Source organism: Nonomuraea sp. NPDC050153, from assembly GCF_044460125.1.
Classification (GTDB): Bacteria; Actinomycetota; Actinomycetes; order Streptosporangiales; family Streptosporangiaceae; genus Nonomuraea.
The window spans coordinates 159,787-176,737 of sequence record NZ_JBITJQ010000015.1; the positions used below are offsets into that span (position 1 = coordinate 159,787).

The 16,951-nt window shown below is 69.9% G+C and carries 11 protein-coding genes; 8 read left to right on the plus strand and 3 right to left on the minus strand.

From position 1 onward, the window contains the following. Positions 1–23: 23 nt before the first annotated feature. Positions 24–446 (minus strand): hypothetical protein, encoded by a 423-nt coding sequence (locus tag ACIBQ1_RS32670; RefSeq protein ID WP_397283139.1) that lies wholly within the window; start codon positions 444–446, stop codon positions 24–26. Between the two features lie 121 nt (positions 447–567). Here ACIBQ1_RS32670 and ACIBQ1_RS32675 point away from each other — a divergent pair, with 121 nt between their 5' ends. Beyond that, positions 568–3,726, plus strand: coding sequence for a PDZ domain-containing protein (locus tag ACIBQ1_RS32675; RefSeq protein WP_397283140.1), 3,159 nt, complete (start codon positions 568–570; stop codon positions 3,724–3,726). Positions 3,727–4,080: 354 nt separating this feature from the next. Here ACIBQ1_RS32675 and ACIBQ1_RS32680 read toward each other — a convergent pair whose 3' ends face one another. Beyond that, positions 4,081–5,190, minus strand: a complete 1,110-nt coding sequence (locus ACIBQ1_RS32680) for a MalY/PatB family protein (protein WP_397283141.1) — start codon at positions 5,188–5,190, stop codon at positions 4,081–4,083. Positions 5,191–5,255: 65 nt separating this feature from the next. Between ACIBQ1_RS32680 and ACIBQ1_RS32685 the strand changes: the two genes are divergently transcribed. From ACIBQ1_RS32685 to ACIBQ1_RS32695, 3 genes are all read left to right on the plus strand, one after another. Further along, on the plus strand, positions 5,256–6,101 hold the full coding sequence (locus ACIBQ1_RS32685) for an aminoglycoside adenylyltransferase domain-containing protein (protein ID WP_397283142.1): 846 nt from the start codon (positions 5,256–5,258) through the stop codon (positions 6,099–6,101). A gap of 145 nt (positions 6,102–6,246) precedes the next feature. After that, positions 6,247–7,587 carry a glycoside hydrolase family 43 protein gene (locus tag ACIBQ1_RS32690; protein WP_397283143.1) on the plus strand — a complete coding sequence of 447 codons (1,341 nt, stop codon included), beginning with the start codon at positions 6,247–6,249 and terminating at the stop codon, positions 7,585–7,587. A gap of 23 nt (positions 7,588–7,610) precedes the next feature. After that, positions 7,611–9,050, plus strand: a complete 1,440-nt coding sequence (locus tag ACIBQ1_RS32695; protein ID WP_397283144.1) for a family 43 glycosylhydrolase — start codon at positions 7,611–7,613, stop codon at positions 9,048–9,050. 519 nt (positions 9,051–9,569) lie between these two features. Here ACIBQ1_RS32695 and lexA read toward each other — a convergent pair. Further along, complete coding sequence (gene lexA / locus ACIBQ1_RS32700) at positions 9,570–10,277, minus strand: transcriptional repressor LexA (protein ID WP_397283145.1); 708 nt, start codon at positions 10,275–10,277, stop codon at positions 9,570–9,572. Between the two features lie 799 nt (positions 10,278–11,076). Here lexA and ACIBQ1_RS32705 point away from each other — a divergent pair. From ACIBQ1_RS32705 to ACIBQ1_RS32720, 4 genes are all read left to right on the plus strand, one after another. Next, entirely contained in the window at positions 11,077–11,382 is a 306-nt protein-coding gene (locus ACIBQ1_RS32705) for a hypothetical protein (RefSeq protein ID WP_397283146.1), read from the plus strand. Positions 11,383–11,489: 107 nt separating this feature from the next. Beyond that, positions 11,490–11,861, plus strand: coding sequence for a LysM peptidoglycan-binding domain-containing protein (locus ACIBQ1_RS32710; RefSeq protein WP_397283147.1), 372 nt, complete (start codon positions 11,490–11,492; stop codon positions 11,859–11,861). Between the two features lie 656 nt (positions 11,862–12,517). Further along, positions 12,518–12,973, plus strand: a complete 456-nt coding sequence (gene nrdR, locus ACIBQ1_RS32715; RefSeq protein WP_111183346.1) for a transcriptional regulator NrdR — start codon at positions 12,518–12,520, stop codon at positions 12,971–12,973. After that, on the plus strand, positions 12,970–16,881 hold the full coding sequence (locus tag ACIBQ1_RS32720; protein WP_397283148.1) for a vitamin B12-dependent ribonucleotide reductase: 3,912 nt from the start codon (positions 12,970–12,972) through the stop codon (positions 16,879–16,881). The genes nrdR and ACIBQ1_RS32720 overlap by 4 nt, the downstream gene beginning before the upstream one ends. The last annotated feature ends 70 nt before the right edge of the window (positions 16,882–16,951 follow it).

Here is a 16,951-nt window from a genome sequence, read left to right on the forward strand (position 1 = left end):
CCGGATACCCGGGTTTATCAGCCTTAGTCGGCGGCCTGGAGCTCCTCGATCACCAGTCCCATGCCGATGCCGAGCAGCCAGCTGTCCTTGACCAGCGGGATCCCCTGCTCGGACGGGCGCAGGCCGCCCTCCTGTCGCATCCCCGGCGTCTTGAGATACAGGCCCACCAGACCCGCTGCGAACCCCGTCAGCGCGGCCCCCGCCAGCAGCGACGGCACGAACGGCAGAAGCAGCGCGGTCCCGAGCGCGATCTCGCATCTGGAGAGCAGCCTGGTGAAGGCCACCGGATCCATGTCGCGCAGGAACGGGTAGGTGTTCGCGGCCATGCCGTGCAAACCCGCCGCGGTCTGCTCGTCGGCGTCGACCTTGCCGAGCCCGGAGTTGAGGATGACGGCTCCGGCCGCCAGGCGGGGCGGGAGCTGGTGTGGACGGGCGAAGAACCTCATAATTCCCCCTCTTCCCGGGCATTTCCGGCACATCCCGCACTTGACAGTTCGCGGGACGTGGTGGGGTCGTTCGGGGGAGAATTCTTGGGTTGACCTTGGCATCTGGCATTAGTGTGCACGTGTGACAATTGGCGCATACCTCAGATACCCGCATGTCCACGGTGACGTGGTCACCTTCGTCGCCGACGACGATGTCTGGCTGGCTCCCCTGTCCGGAGGCAGGGCGTGGCGGTTCACCGCCGATCGCGCATCGGTGTCGCACCCGAGATTCTCGCCCGACGGCACGCGCATCGCGTGGACGAGCGACAAGGAGGGCGCGCCGGAGGTGTTCGCGGCCGGGATCGACGGTCCCGAGGGCGAGCGGCTGACCTACTGGGGTAACGGCACGACCGGCGTGCGCGGCTGGACCGCCGAGGGCGACGTGCTGGCGGCCACCTCGGCCGGGCAGAGCGAGCGGGGCCGGAACTGGGCGTACGCGGTGCCGCTCGACGGGGGTCCCGCCACGCGACTGCCGTACGGGTGGGTCAGCGACGTGGCCGTCAGCGGCGCGCGGGTCGCCACCGTGTCGCCGATGTGGCGCGAGCCGTCGCAGTGGAAGCGGTACCGGGGCGGCACGGCCGGCAAGATCTGGGTCGACGCGCAGGGCGACGGGGAGTTCGTCCACCTGTTCGCCGACAGCACAGCGCAGTACTGGGCGGTCAACTGGGTGGGGGACCGGCTCGTCTTCCTGGCCGACATCGACGGCGTCGGTAACCTCTACTCGGCCCTGCCCGACGGCTCCGACCTGCGCCGGCACACCGGCCATGAGGAGTTCTACGCCCGCCACGCCACCGGCGACGGGGAGCGGATCGTCTACAGCCACGCCGGGGACCTGTGGCTGTTGGAGAGCCTGGACGCGGAGCCGTACCGGCTGGAGGTGACGCTGGGCGGGCCGCGGCCGGGGCGGGCCAAGCGCCCCGCGCCGCTGCGGGTCGGCGGGTTCTCGCCGGACGCGGGCGGGCGGGCCAGCGCCGTGGAGATCCGCGGCACCGCGCACTGGGTGACCCACCGCGACGGGCCCGCGGGCGCGCTGCGGGCACAGGCGGGCGTCCGGGTACGGCTGCCGCGCGTGCTCGGCGCGGACGGCCGGGCCGTCTGGGTGTCGGACGCCGGCGGCGAGGACGGGCTGGAGATCGGCGCGCCGGGCGGCGAGATCAGGACGCTGGCCGCCGGGGAGCTCGGGCGGGTGCTCGAACTTGAGGCCGCGCCGGACGGCAAGCACGTGGCGGTCGCCACGCACGATGGGCGGCTGCTGGTCGTCGACGTCGAGTCAGGAAATATCCGGCAGCTCGACCGGACCACGCAGGGGGACGTCAGCGGGCTCACGTTCTCGCCCGACTCGGGGTGGCTGGCCTGGGTGCACCCGCAGGACGAGCCGCTGTCGCAGATCAAGATGGGGCGGGTCGACGGGACGTCGGTGATCGACGTGACGCCGGTGCGGTTCTCCGACTTCGACCCGGTCTTCAGCAAGGACGGGAAGCACCTGGCGTTCCTGTCGGTGCGGACCTTCGACCCGGTGTACGACGCGCATGTCTTCGACATGGGCTTCCAGGGCGGATGCAAGCCGTACATCGTGCCTCTACGGGCCACCACGCCGTCGCCGTTCGACCCCTCCCTGCAGGGGCGCGGGTTCAACGGCGAGGACGACAAGCCCGCCAAGGACGACAAGAAGGACGACAAGAAGGACGACGACGCGCCGCGTACCGAGGTCGATCCGGAAGGGCTCTCCTCGCGCGTGGTGCCGGTGCCGGTGCCCGCGGGCCGCTACGGCAACCTGCGTACCGCCAAGGACGCGCTGCTCTGGCTGCGCCACCCCGTCGCCGGGCAGCTCGGTGACGGCACCGAGCCGGTCAACGAGATCGTGCTGGAGCGTTACGACCTCAAGAAGCGCGCCAAGGCCGAGCTGGGCAGGGAGGTGCGCTCGTTCGAGGTCAGCGGCGACGGCGGCCGGCTCGTCATCAACGGCAAGAACGGCCTGCAGACCCGCGCCGCCACCGAGGGCGACGAGGTGGTCACCATCGACCTCGACCGGATCACCGTGGAGATCGACCCGATCGCCGAATGGCGGCAGGGCTTCCGCGAGGCCGGCCGCCTCATGCGCGACCACTTCTGGCGCGAGGACATGAACGGCGTCGACTGGCAGGGCGTGCTCGACCGCTACGAGCCCCTGGTGGCGCGCATCGGCGCCCACTCCGAGCTGATCGACCTGCTCTGGGAGACGCAGGGCGAGCTGGGCACCTCCCACGCGTACGCGAGCGCCCTCGGCAACGGCGTCGACCCGCGCCGCCGCCAGGGGCTCCTGGGCGCGGACCTCGCCAGGGACGACGACGGCGTGTGGCGGGTCGTGCGCATCCTGCCCGGCGAGTCCTCCGACCACGACGCGCGCTCCCCGCTGCTCGCGCCCGGGGTGGCCGTCCGTACCGGCGACGCGATCGTCGCGGTGGGCGGGCGTCCCGTGGATCCGGTACGCGGCCCGCTGGCCCTCCTTGCGGGCACCGCCGGCCAGCCCACCGAGCTGACCGTACGGCCCGCCGCCGGCGGGGACACGCGCCGCGTCGTGGTCAGCCCGATCGCGGACGACGTCCGGCTGCGCTACCACGACTGGGTGGAGAGCCGCCGCGCCCACGTCCGGGAGGCCTCCGGCGGCAGGCTCGGATACCTGCACGTGCCCGACATGGTGGCCACGGGATGGGCGCAGTTCCACCGCGACCTGCGTACCGAGATGGCCTTCGACGGGCTGGTCGTGGACGTGCGCGAGAACGGCGGCGGGCACCTGTCGGAGCTCGTGCTGGAGAAGCTCTCCCGCAAGGTCACGGGGTGGACGCAGGCCCGCGGCTACGAACCGATGCGCTACCCGCAGGACTCGCCCCGGGGGCCGATCGTGACGATCACCGACGAGTTCGCCGGCTCGGACGGGGACATCGTCAGCGCCGGGATCAAGATCCGCGGCATCGGCCCGCTGGTGGGGACGCGGACGTGGGGCGGGGTGATCGGCATCGACTCCCGCTACACGCTGGTCGACGGGACCCGGGTCACGCAGCCCCGGTACTCGTTCTGGCTCGAAGGGCACGGCTGGGGTGTGGAGAACTACGGGGTGGAACCGGACGTCAAGGTGGTGATCACGCCGCAGGACCGGGTGGCGGGGCGGGACCCGCAGCTCGAGAAGGCGATCGAGCTGGCGCTGGCCGCCCTCGAAGAACACCCTCCCGCCACCCCGCCGTCCCTCCCGCCGCTGTCCTGACCCCTTTTCCTACGCACCGCCCTCAACTGCCGCCCCGACCGCCTCGCCGTCGGGGCCCACCCCCCAACCACCGCTCCACCCCACCGACACGCCGCTGGCGGCTCGCACCGCCACCCCACCGGCACGCACATCGCCGCCCTGCTGGTGGCTCGCGCCGCCGCCACGCCCGCCCACCCCGCTGCCGCGCCCGCCACGTCGCGCTCGCCGCGCAACCACCTCGCGCGGCGCCGGTCTTCGCCGCGCCCCGGCCTCCGTGCAGGGCTGTGCCACTGTCTCCGGGAGCCAGGCGGGCACTGGCCGCCCGGCGGCGTGGCGGGAGTGTCGTGGTCCCGCCACGCCCGGAAGAACCCAGGGTCAGGGCACGTCGGTCAGGCGGTCGAGGATCTCGGCCAGGATCGCCTCCGTGGTCGCGAAGTTCAGGCGGACGTAGTGCTCGCCGCCCGGCCCGAAGACCGCCCCGTCGACCAGGCGCACCCTGGCCTCCCGCTCGTACACCTCCGCCATCCCCGGCCGCCCCACGTTCAGCCACGCCAGATACGTGGCCTCCGGGACCCGGTAGCCCACGGACGCAGGCAGGCGGGAGGCGATCATGCGGCGGTTGCGGTCGAGCAGGGCGCGGGTCGACTCCAGCCAGGCGTCCCCGTGCCGCCACGCCGCCACCGTGGCCTCGACGCCGAAGAGGTTCGCCGAGCCGAACACGAAGGGCGGCTGCGCCTCCAGGGCCTTGCGGACGCCCGCGTGTCCCAGGTGGGCCACCGAGCAGCGGATGCCGCCCAGGTTGAACGCCTTCGTGGCGGACGTGAGCGTGACGGTGCGTTCGGGGAGGATCGTGGCGAACGGGATGTGCCGGTGCGGCTCGAAGGTGAGGTCCGCGTGGATCTCGTCCGCGATGACCAGCAGGTCGTGGCGTTCGGCGTGCTCGGCCAGCTCCGTCAGCTCCTCGCGGGTGAACGAGCGGCCGGTCGGGTTGTGCGGGTTGACGAGCAGGAGCACCCGGCAGCCCGACAGATCGGGCACCTCGAAGCGCCACGAGTCCCCGTCGGGCTGGAGCTGGATCGGATGCAGGGGCCGTTCCATGATCTTCAGCGTGTCCAGGAACGGATGGTAGGCCGGGGTGTGCAACGCGACCCCGTCGCCCGGCCGGGTCCAGACGTGGAGGAGGACCTGGAGCGCCTGGTTGAGGTCGTTGAAGGAGCGCACGAGCGAGGGGTCGGCCTGCCAGCCGTACCGGTTCGTCATGCGTTCGGCGAAGGCCTCGGCCAGCGGTCCGGCTGAGGGCTGTTCGAGCCAGGTCGGGTAGCCCAGGTCTCCGGCGGACCGCCGCCGCAGCGCCTCGATCACCTCGGGCGCGGTGGCCAGATCCATGTCGGCCACCCATGCGGGGATGACGCCCGGTGCGACTTCTGACCACTTGATGCCATCGTGGGATGTCCTGAGGTCTTCAGGGGTATATGCCTCATTCACGCAGCAATTCTAGGATTATCGATTGTGATGAGGCGGCGAGGCCGGGTATGGCAGGCTGGGCGGCGATGATGTCTAACCCCAAGGTCGATGCCATTGTCGAGACCTACCTGTCGGTGGCCGACGCGGAGGCCCCCGGGCTGGTGGAGGGTCTCTATCTGGAGGGCTCGGCGGCACTGGGCGACTACCGGCCCGGCGCGAGTGACGTGGACTTCGTCGCGGTGACGGCCGCAGAGGCGCCGTTCGAGGTGGTGGAGCGCATTCACGACCGGTTGGGCGCGTACCCGTTCGAAGGTTGCTACCTCACCTGGGACGACCTCGGCCGGGACCCCGCGGAGCTGGGGACGCGGCCCCGGGCGCAGGCGGGGAAGATCAACCCCCGAGGCGGCCTCAACCCGGTCACCTGGCACACGCTCGCCCAGAACGGCCTGACCTGCCGCGGCCCCAAGCCCGACGAGCTGGATATCTGGCACGATCCAGACGCCCTGGCGGCCTGGACCGACGGGAACCTCGACAAGTACTGGCGCCGCCTGGTGGCCAGGGCCTCCCACCTGGCCTCGCCCTGGGGGCTGGCCTGCCTCGGCGGCTACAACGCGGTCTGGGTGGTCACGGGCGTCGCCCGGCTGCACTACACGCTGGCGACCGGCGAGATCACCTCCAAGTCCGGGGCCGGGCAGTACGCGTTGACGGCGTTCCCCGAGCGCTGGCACCGGGTGGTGAACGAGGCGCTGCGCCTGCGCGAGGAGGACGACACCGCGCTGCCGACGCTTTCGAGTGCGGTCAGCGGGCTGAGCGAGCACTTCGGCACACCCCGGAAGTCTTTGTACGGCTCGCCGTTCGAACGCCGGCGCGACGTGCTCGCCTTCGCCGACCAGGCGATCACCGCCGCGCACGAGCTGTACGCCGCCCGATAGGGCATGGCACCGCACGCCGGCTGCAACTCGGGTCGCCGGCCATTGACGCCGTTGCGCCCTCGGGATACGAATACGCGCGAATGCCCTCACCGTGCCGCCCCCGGGCGCGGTGAGATGTTAACGCTAACGTTGCGGAGGCCGCTGGATGCGTACACCTCGAAGCGTTCGCCGGGCACTCGTGGCGCTGCTCGTCGCCGTCGCGGCCGTCGCGCTCGCGCCGCCCGCCCACGCGGTCGGACCCGCGCCGCACTACCTGATGACCGCGTTCACCAACAGCAGTGAGTCGAACATGTACGTCTACGACTCGGCGAACGCCACCGCCTACAACCTCATCAGGGCCAACGCCTATACGCCGCCGTCCGGCCTGATCCGCGACCCGAGCGTCATGCGGCACGCCGACGGTTACTACTACCTCGTCCACACCACGAACTGGACCGGCGACACCATCGGGTTCGCCCGCAGCGCCGACGCGGTGACCTGGACGTTCCTGCGTAACGTCACCGTCGGCCTGAACGGCGCGACCGGCAGCACCTGGGCGCCGGAGTGGTTCAAGGACTCCGACGGCAGCGTGCACGTGATCTTCTCGGCGTCGACGACCGGCACGGCGGGGCAGTTCAGGCCGTACCGGATCACTGCCACCAACAGCGCGCTGTCATCGTGGAGCGCTGCGGTGCCGCTGGGCATCCCCGCGAACTACATCGACAGCTTCGTCGTCAAGGCCGGTTCCACGTACCACAATTTCCTGAAAAACGAGACGACCAAGTACATCGAGCACGCCACCGCCACCTCGCTCACCGGCCCGTGGACGTTCACCGGCACCGGGAACTGGGCGGGCTGGGGCTCCGGCCTGGAGGGTCCGGCGCTGACGCGGCTGCCTGACGGCAGGTGGCGGATCTACTTCGACAACTACACGGGCGGGCGCTACTACTACGCCGACAGCTCGAACCTGGCGTCGTTCGGGGCCAAGGTGGAACTGCCCGGCCTGTCCGGGACGGCCAGGCACTTCACCGTGCTGCGCGAGGACTCCGGCGACGCGACCGCCGTGCCCACCGGCAACCGGTCGCTGCGCTCGGCCAACTTCCCCGACCGGTACGTACGCCACCGCGACCAGCTCGCCTACGTCGACCCGCTCTCCGCCTCCAGCTCGCTGACCGACCGCCAGTCCGCGACGTTCACCGTCACCGCCGGGCTCGCGCACTCCGGCTGCTACTCCTTCCAGTCGGTCAACCAGCCCGGCTACTACCTGCGGCACTACAACCTGCGGCTGACCCTGCAGCGCGACGACGGCTCGGCGATCTTCAGGAGCGACGCCACCTTCTGCGGGCGGGCGGGGCTGGCGGGCGGCGGGACCACGTCGTTCGAGTCGTACAACCTGCCGGGCCGCTACCTGCGCCACTACAACTACGAGATGCGGCTGGACCTGAGGGAACCGACGTCGGTGTTCGCCTCGGACGCCTCGTTCACGGTCACGTCACCGCTGGCCTGAGCCTGAGTCGGGAGGACGAGCCCATGCCCGCGAGATCGGCCGCCGTCGCCGTGGCTACGCTGCTCATCGTGATCGCCAACCTGCTGTCGCCGGGCTCCGCGCACGCCTCGCCCGCCGTGCAGTACACCAACCCGCTCGCCGCCCAGCGCGCCGACCCGCACATCTTCCGCCACACCGACGGCTACTACTACTTCACCGCCACCGTCCCCGAGTACGACCGCATCGTGCTGCGCCGCGCCACCACCATCCAGGGTCTGGCGGGCGCACCGGAAACGGTCATCTGGCGCAAGCACGCCACCGGCGAGATGGGCGCGCACATCTGGGCACCGGAGATCCACTTCATCAACGGCAAGTGGTACGTGTACTTCGCGGCCGGGCGGGCCGACGACGTCTGGCGGATCCGCATGTACGTGCTGGAGAGCTCCGCCGCCAACCCGCTGACCGGCTCCTGGACCGAACGCGGCCGCATCACCACACCCTGGGACACCTTCTCCCTGGACGCCACGACGTTCGTCGCGAACGGCGTGCGTTTCCTGCTGTGGGCGCAACAGGAGCCGGGCATCGCCACCAACTCCAACCTCTACATCGCGCGCATGGGCGCCAGCCCGTGGACGATCATCGGCGCCACGACCCGGCTGACCGTGCCGACGCTGGCCTGGGAGACGCGCGGCTACAAGGTCGCCGAGGGGCCTTCGGTGCTGCAGCGCAACGGCCGGCTCTTCCTCACCTACTCCGCCAGCGCCACGGACGCCAACTACTGCCTCGGCCTGCTGACCGCCTCCGCCACGGCCGACCCGCTGCAGGCGTCGTCGTGGACGAAGAGCCAGGGCCCGGTCTTCGCGAGCAGCGCCACGACCGGCCAGTACGGACCCGGCCACAACTCCTTCACGACCTCCGAGGACGGGCAGAGCGACATCCTCGTCTACCACGACCGGAACTATCGCGACATCTCGGGCGACCCGCTGAACGACCCGAACCGGCGTACCCGGGTGCAGAAGGTGTACTGGCGGGCGGACGGGACCCCGGACTTCGGCATCCCGGTGCCCGACGGCGCGACGCCGGCGCGGCTGATGTCGTACGACACGCCGGGGCAGGCGCTGCGGCACCGGGACTACCGGGTGCGATTGGAGGCCAACGTCGCACCGCTGGCCGACTCCCAGTTCCGGCTGGTCACGGGGCTGTCGGGCGCCGGTACGGTCTCTCTGGAGTCGACGAACTTCCCCGGCCACCACCTGCGGCACCGAAACTTCGAAGCGTGGCTGGAACGGCGGGATGGGACGGCCCTTTTCGACGCGGACGCCAGTTTCGTGCGGCGGGCTGGGCTGGCGGGTGCCGGCACGGTCTCGTTGGAGTCGGTGAACTTCCCCGGCTATTTCGTGCGACATCGGGCCGGGTCGGCGTGGGTGGAGCAGAACGACGGGTCGAGCGCCTTCAAGGGCAGCGCGAGCTTCGTGCTGGAGTAAGCCTGGAGCGTGATCCTTCATCGCCGGGCACAGCGGTCAGCCGGTGAGCCCTGAGCTTCCGCATCGGTCGGAGGTGCCGAGCTTCCGCGTCAGCTGGTGAGAGCTGAGCTTCCGCGGTCGGTCGGAAGGTGCCGAGCTTCCGCGTGAGCCGGTGAGCGCCCAGCTTCCGCGTCGGTCGGTGAGTGCCGAGCTTCCGCGTCAGGCGGTCATGGAGGCGGTGACTCGCGGGTCCGGACGACGTCCGGTGCGTTGTGACAACGCCCGGCGGCCGACGCGTGCGACACGCCCGGCGGCCGTCAGGTGCCGCGATCGACTGAACATGGGACTACGCGGCGAGCCCCGAACAGCCTCGGCCCGGATGGCCGTGCCCTGCCCTGCCCGGTCGTCGGATGGCGACGCGGCCGGGCCCGGAGGCGTGATGGAGCCGTACGTGCCCCTTGAGGAGGTGTTATCGGCGCGCGCCGGAACGCGGCGCGAGCGGTATGACGCGCGCCCGAGACCCACTCGGGCCCTGGCCCGCTAGAGGCGGCGCAGGACCGCTACGACCTTGCCCAGGACGCTGGCCTCGTCGCCGGGGATGGGCTCGTAGTTGGGGTTGTGGGGGACGAGCCAGACATGGCCGTCCTTACGCTTGAAGGTCTTGACGGTGGCCTCGCCCTCGATCATGGCGGCCACGATGTCGCCGCTCTCCGCCACCGGCTGCTGGCGGACGACCACCCAGTCGCCGTCGGCGATGGCGGCCTCGATCATCGAGTCGCCGGTGACCTGCAGGAGGAACAGCGTGCCCTCGCCGACGAGCTGCTTGGGCAGCGCGAAGACGTCCTCCACGCTCTCCTCGGCCAGGATCGGACCACCGGCGGCGATGCGGCCGACAAGCGGGACATAAGCGGCCGTGGGACGGCTGATCGTTGGCTCTTCGTCGGTCGCGTCAGGGTCCACCCACAGCACGGGCTCGCCCGGGAGGCGCACTTCGAGCGCGCGCGGCCGGTGCGGGTCGCGACGCAGGTAACCCTTGCGCTGCAGGGCCGTCAACTGGTGCGACACGCTCGACGTGCTGGTCAGCTGCACCGCCTCGCCGATCTCGCGCATGGAGGGGGGATAGCCACGCTGTTGCACCGAGTCGCGGATGACTTCAAGGATCTTGCGCTGCCTGGGCGTCAGGCCCAGAGAGTCGCGTCGGCGCACCGCGAGGTCGCTGACCCCGTTGGCGCCATCCTGCTCGCTCATGCTCTTCCTCCTCGACTGGCGGCCCGCCTCACCGGCGCACCTCCCGGTCTGTGGTCCCGATGTCGCACACAGCGACCGTATCGCTGTTGAAGATCATCTTCAAACAATTGTTCGAGTCTTCCTCGAAATTGTCGCCAGCGTGGTGTACAACATCGTACGGGAGTTCGATCGACACCGTGTTCGATTTGCTGATCTTTATTTGGTCTTTTCCTCGGGCCGCACGGCGGGAGGTCAACCATGCGAACACCCACAAATACCGACACGACCAGCCAAGACGCCAACCGACTCACACTCATCGCCGACGCCACGCAGGGTAATGATCGACGGGGAGACAATACGCGGACTGAGGCCGGTTCCCGCGGGAATTCGGCGAAGAGGTTGGGGCCCCGCACGAGTCATGGGGGAAGGCCCCATTTGCGATTGGTGCCGCCGCCGCGTCCGGGCGGCGACGCGGACGCCACCGTACCGCCGGGCAGGGGAGGAGCCCGCGCGGACGAGGGCGACGACACGGTGGCCGGCCGGAGATCCGGCGCGGACGGTGGTCAACGGCGCTCGGGCGGGGGTGCCGACGCTGGGCGGGGGATGAGGATGAACGATCGGGGTGCCCGCGCCCCTGCCGGCGACGCGCGGTCGCGGGTGCGCGGACCAGGAGGTTCCGGGACGAAAGGGGGCACAGGCACCGGCCCTCGAAACGGCGGCGCGGAAGACGCGCGTGACGCTCGGAGCCCCATACAGGTTGCCGGGGAGGACGTCCGCGGCGCTCGGCGGGCTGGGGAGGCGGTGCTCGGTCCCGGGGGTGGTGTCCGGGGCTCCGGGGAAGGCGTTCGCGGCGTCCGGGGCCTGGCCCGAGGCGCTGGGGAAGGCGTTCGCGGTCCCCGGGGTCCCGCCCGGAGTGCCGGAGCAAAGGTCCTTGGCCCCCGGGCCGGTGAGGGAAGGGCCTCCGGTCGCGGGAGTGGTGCTCGGGGCGGTAGGGAAGGCGTTCGCGGTGCTCAAGGGGGTGCCCGGAACGCCGGGGGAGACGTTCGAGGCGCTGGGGGACGTGCCCGCGGTGCTCGGAACAGTGGTGTCCAGGGGATCGGGAGAGGTCTTCGGGGCGCTGCCGTAGGTGCGCGAGGGGGTGACCGGGCTGCGCGGGGAGGCGTCGTCCGGGCCGGCCGCTCTCGGCGTGGCGCAGGTGTCGGACGCTGGGCGAGTCGGCGGTGGAGCCGCCGGGTGGCGAGGTGGCGTGAGCGGCGGGCGGCGGCGCGCCTGCGTCGGCGGTCCGCTCCGCCGTTGCGGCTGACCCGGCGCGGACGGGTCGTGCTGGTGGCCGCGGTGGCGTTGCTGTCGCTCGGCGGGTTCTGGCTGGGCACGCGCGCGGTGGGGCAGGCGGCGGTGCAGGTCGTCGTTACCAGCCACGCGGGGTTGCCGTGGGTGGAGGTGCGCGAGGGCGACACGCTGTGGGCCATCGCCACTGCGCTCTCCCAGGGGGACGATCCCGGCCCTGTGGTGGAGGAGATCAAGCGTCTGAACGGGCTGCCCGACTCCCTCATCCGCCCCGGCACCCGCCTGTACGTCCCGAACGACATCGCAGCCTTACGCTGACCACCCGGCCCGCGAGGCTCCCCGAGACCTGAGGCCGCACGGTTCGCGAGCCTGTCCGGGCTGCAGCCCGCTTGGGTCGCGAAGTTGGCCGGGTGTGGGTCCCGTGGCGTTGTGGTGTTGCCCGGCGCTGGTCGAGTGGTGTTGTGTCGCTCGGCGGCGAGGGTGTCCGGGCGTGCGGTTGGGGGCGGGTCATCGAGTGGCGGGAAGTGGGCGCCTTGTATCGGGGTTCCGCGGCTTGGGGAGGTGCTGTGGGGAGTGTGCGTGAGGGGTGGTCGGCCGGTCGTGGGGGCGCGGTGATGGGGCTGGTGGGGGGAGGTTTGGGGTTCGGTATCGTTGTGAGGTTTGTTCACGAATGAGCGCGCGAGCAACTCACGTGACGCCTCCAGCAGCACAAAGATCACCTCGACGGGCGACACGCCCGAGCCTTGGCGGTGGCGGCGGGCTGATCAGCGACTTCGGTTCGATGGGGTTGCTCAACTTGCGTTCATGGTCGCGCGCTTCTACGGTTGGACCACAACATCTAGTAGTTACACCGATGTAGTTCACCACACCTTGTGTTTTATGTACCGCTCCATGGCTAGCTGTGGAGCGTGCGCGAGCGTCCCGCGACGGCGGTTCCGCGGCGTGTGGTGGCCGCAGGTCTAGGAGGCGAAAGCGTGCACTGTCCGTTCTGTCGCCACCCTGACACGAGGGTCATCGACAGCCGTTCCACGGATGACGGCGCGGCCATCAGACGCCGCCGCACGTGTCCCGAGTGCGGGCGCAGGTTCACCACGCAGGAGACCGTACTGCTGATGGTGAGCAAGCGCAGTGGAGTGACAGAGCCGTTCTCGAGGGACAAGGTCGTCGCGGGCGTGCGGCGGGCGTGTCAGGGCAGACCGGTGAGCGAGGATTCACTGGCGCAGCTCGGGCAGCGGGTGGAGGAGGCCATCAGGGCCAAGGGCGCGGCCGAGATCCCCTCCAACGAGGTGGGCCTGGCCATCCTGGGCCCGTTGCGGGACCTCGACGAGGTGGCCTACCTGCGGTTCGCATCGGTGTATCGCGGTTTCGAGAGCCTGGCGGACTTCGAGGCCGAGATCTCACAGTTGAAGGCGGAGAAGGGGGAGTCATGACGGAGACGGCCAGCGGTTCAGTCACGCGCGGGGGGAAGCGTCCGCGTAAGGGGCTGAAGATGAAGCGGATCTTCACCAAGCCGGGCGTGCACCCGTATGACGAGATCCAGTGGGAGCGCCGTGACGTCGTCATGACGAACTGGCGCGACGGCTCGGTCAATTTTGAGCAGCGGGGCGTCGAGTTTCCCGAGTTCTGGTCGGTCAACGCGGCCAACATCGTGACGACCAAGTACTTCCGCGGCGCCGTGGGCACCCCGCAGCGCGAATGGAGCCTGAAGGAGCTGATCGACCGGGTCGTCGGCGTCTACACCCGCACCGGGATCGAGCACGGCTACTTCGCCAGTGACGAGGACGCCGAGATCTTCGATCACGAGCTCAAGCACGCGCTGGCGCACCAGGTGTTCGCGTTCAACTCGCCGGTCTGGTTCAACGTGGGCACCAAGTCGCCCCAGCAGGTGAGCGCCTGTCAGCCCTATGACGCCTTGGTGAGCACCCCGGACGGGCTCGTCCCCATCGGAAAGCTGGTCGAGGACGACGCGGTGGGTGCAAAGGTCTACGATGCCCACGGTCTCACACGCATCCTCGCCACCAAGGCAAATGGTGTGAAGGACGTCCTGCGCATTCACACCAAGGCGGGCTACACGCTGGATGTCACGGGTGATCATCTCGTATGGAAGGCGACCGGTGACGGCACCGGGTCGTTCGTGGAGGCTGGCTCCCTGGAGCCGGGCGACCAACTCGAGTGGCACCGGCGGGATGCGTTCGGTGGCGGCGAGATCGACTTCGCCGAGTTGTCCGAGGCCGCTCTCGCTGGGTGGTTGCAGTCGGACGGCTTCGTCGGACAGTACAACGGCACGAACAAGTCGCTCACGATCGAGGCGATGACGGTAACCCCGGCCGAGTTGGCCTGGGTTACCAAGGCACTGGACAGCGTCTTCCCCGACGTCCACCGCAAGGAGCGCCGGGTCGAGACGCAGGACCACACGCTGGACTGCCGTCGCACCCGCGTGTACGGCAGCGTTCTCGAAACCTTTGTGGACAAGTGGGACCTGCGGGCACGGGGCACCGAGATGGATGTTCCGGCCCGGCTGTTTGCCGCGCCCCTCCCCGTGGTCGCCGCCTACCTCCGCAGTGTCTTCCAGGCCGAGGGCTTTGTGGGCGAGCGGGAGAAGTCGACGGTCGTCGAGGTCGACATGATCTCGGAGAAGCTGATTCGCGGGATGCAGCGCCTGCTTCTGCGGTTCGGCATCTACGCGCGGGTGGGGTTCAAGAAGGACAAGCGGGAAGATCGTAAGGGCTGCTGGACGCTGCGGATCCAGTCCGCGGGCGACCGACGGGTGTTCGCTGACGAGATCGGTTTCATTGACCCGGTCAAGGCGGGCAAGCTCGAGCGCAGCTTCGACAAGCCGGGCCAGCCGACTCGAGCCACCAAGCGGCTGGAGATCGACCGCATCGAGTCGCTCGGTGCGATGGAGGTCTACGACATCCAGACCGAGAGCGGCGAATACCTCTCCGGAAATCTCCGGGTGCACAACTGTTTCATCCTCTCGGTGGACGACCAGATGGAGTCGATCCTCGAGTGGTACAAGGAAGAGGGCGTGATCTTCAAGGGCGGCTCGGGCTCGGGTGTGAACCTGTCCCGCATCCGTTCCTCGAAGGAGCTGCTGTCGAGCGGCGGCACGGCCAGCGGCCCGGTGAGCTTCATGCGCGGCGCCGACGCGTCCGCGGGGACGATCAAGTCCGGCGGCGCCACTCGCCGGGCGGCGAAGATGGTCGTGCTCGACGTCGACCACCCGGACATCGAGGAGTTCATCGAGACCAAGGCGCGCGAGGAGGACAAGGTCCGCGCGCTGCGTGACGCCGGTTTTGACATGGACCTGGGCGGCAAGGACATCGTCTCCGTCCAGTACCAGAACGCCAACAACTCCGTGCGCGTCTCCGACGAGTTCATGCGCGCGGTGGAGAAGGGCGGGGAGTTCGGCCTGCGCGCCCGCCTGACCGGTGAGGTCATCGAGACGGTGGACGCTCGTGACCTGTTCCGCAAGATGGCCAAGGCCGCCTGGGAGTGCGCCGACCCGGGCGTGCAGTACGACGACACGATCAACGACTGGCACACCACCCCCGAGACGGGGCGGATCACGGCCAGCAACCCGTGCTCGGAGTACGTCCACCTGGACAACTCCTCCTGCAACCTGGCCAGCATCAACCTGCTGAAGTTCCTGAAGGACGACAACACCTTCGACGTCCCGAACTTCGTCAAGCTGACCGAGCTGATCATCACCGCGATGGACATCTCGATCACGTTCGCGGACTTCCCGACCGAGAAGATCGGTGAGACCTCGCGGGCGTACCGTCAGCTCGGCATCGGCTACGCCAACCTCGGCGCGCTGCTCATGGCGACGGGCCACGCCTACGACTCCGACGGCGGTCGCGCCGTGGCGGGGGCGATCACGTCGCTGATGACCGGCGTGTCCTACCGCCGCAGCGCCGAGCTGGCCGGGGTGGTCGGCCCGTACGACGGGTATGCCAGGAACGCCGAGCCGCACAAGCGCGTCATGCGCAAGCACGCGGCGGCCAACGACGACCTGCGCACCATCGGCTCCATGGACGCGAAGATCCACTCCGAGGCGTCGCGCCAGTGGTCGGAGTGCCTCAAGCTCGGCGAGAAGAACGGCTACCGCAACGCCCAGGCCAGCCTGCTGGCCCCCACGGGCACCATCGGCCTGATGATGGACTGCGACACCACCGGCATCGAGCCGGACCTGGCGCTGGTCAAGTTCAAGAAGCTCGTCGGCGGCGGGTCCATGCAGATCGTCAACCAGACGATCCCGCGGGCGCTCAAGCAGCTCGGCTACCAGCAGGAGCAGATCGAGGCCATCGTCGAGTACATCGGCGAGCACAGCCACGTCGTCGACGCGCCCGGCCTGCGCCAGGAGCACTACGAGGTGTTCGACTGCGCGATGGGCGAGCGGGCGATCGCGCCGATGGGCCACGTGCGCATGATGGCGGCCACCCAGCCGTTCCTGTCGGGGGCCATCTCCAAGACGGTCAACCTGCCCGAGTCGGCCACGATCGACGACATCGAGCAGGTCTACCAGGAGGGCTGGAAGCTGGGGCTCAAGGCCCTGGCCGTCTACCGCGACAACTGCAAGGTCGGCCAGCCGCTGTCGGCCGGCAACGGCGCCAAGAAGGACGAGGCCGCCAAGAAGGACGAGGTCGCCAAGGCGGAGCCCGAGGTCAAGGTCATCGAGGTCAACCGGCCGACCCGGCGGCGCATGCCCAACCAGCGGCCGAGCATGACCACCCGCTTCACGGTGGGCGGCGCCAAGGGCTACATGACCGCTTCGTCCTACCCTGACGACGGGCTCGGCGAGGTCTTCCTCAAGATGTCCAAGCAGGGCTCGACGCTGGCGGGCGTCATGGACGCCTTCTCCGTCGCGATCTCCATCGGCCTGCAGTACGGCGTGCCGCTCGAGACGTACATGAGCAAGTTCGTCAACATGCGGTTCGAGCCGGCCGGGATGACGGACGACCCGGACATCCGGATGGCGACGTCGGTGATGGACTACATCTTCCGCCGCCTGGCCCTCGACCACCTCCCCTACGAGGAGCGGGCGGCCCTGGGCATCTTCTCGGCGACCGAGCGCGCCGCGCAGCAGCGCGGCGAGGACCCGGCGGCGCTGCAGGAGACGGTGGACCGCGAGGCGCTGGCCCAGTCGGCGCCCATCGAGGAGAAGCCGAAGGCGGAGGCGGCTGCGCAGCTGCCGGTGGTCGAGGAGCTGACGCTGGAGAGCCACCAGCGCTTCACGGCCGACGCGCCGCTCTGCATGACCTGCGGCACCAAGATGCGGCCGGCCGGGAGCTGCTACGTCTGCGAGGGCTGCGGCTCTACCAGCGGCTGCAGCTGAGCAGTCATGCTGATCGGTCATGAGGGGAGGCGAGCGGATTCGGCTCACCTCCCCTCATGCCGCTCATGCC

What these genes read in the sequence shown, in the direction of transcription:
- ACIBQ1_RS32685 (WP_397283142.1), top strand. Translation starts at nt 5,256, where the DNA reads ATGATGTCTAACCCCAAGGTCGATGCCATTGTCGAGACCTACCTGTCG.
- ACIBQ1_RS32695 (WP_397283144.1), top strand. Translation starts at nt 7,611, where the DNA reads ATGCCCGCGAGATCGGCCGCCGTCGCCGTGGCTACGCTGCTCATCGTG.
- ACIBQ1_RS32690 (WP_397283143.1), top strand. Translation starts at nt 6,247, where the DNA reads ATGCGTACACCTCGAAGCGTTCGCCGGGCACTCGTGGCGCTGCTCGTC.
- lexA (WP_397283145.1), bottom strand. Translation starts at nt 10,277, where the DNA reads ATGAGCGAGCAGGATGGCGCCAACGGGGTCAGCGACCTCGCGGTGCGC.
- ACIBQ1_RS32670 (WP_397283139.1), bottom strand. Translation starts at nt 446, where the DNA reads ATGAGGTTCTTCGCCCGTCCACACCAGCTCCCGCCCCGCCTGGCGGCC.
- ACIBQ1_RS32720 (WP_397283148.1), top strand. Translation starts at nt 12,970, where the DNA reads ATGACGGAGACGGCCAGCGGTTCAGTCACGCGCGGGGGGAAGCGTCCG.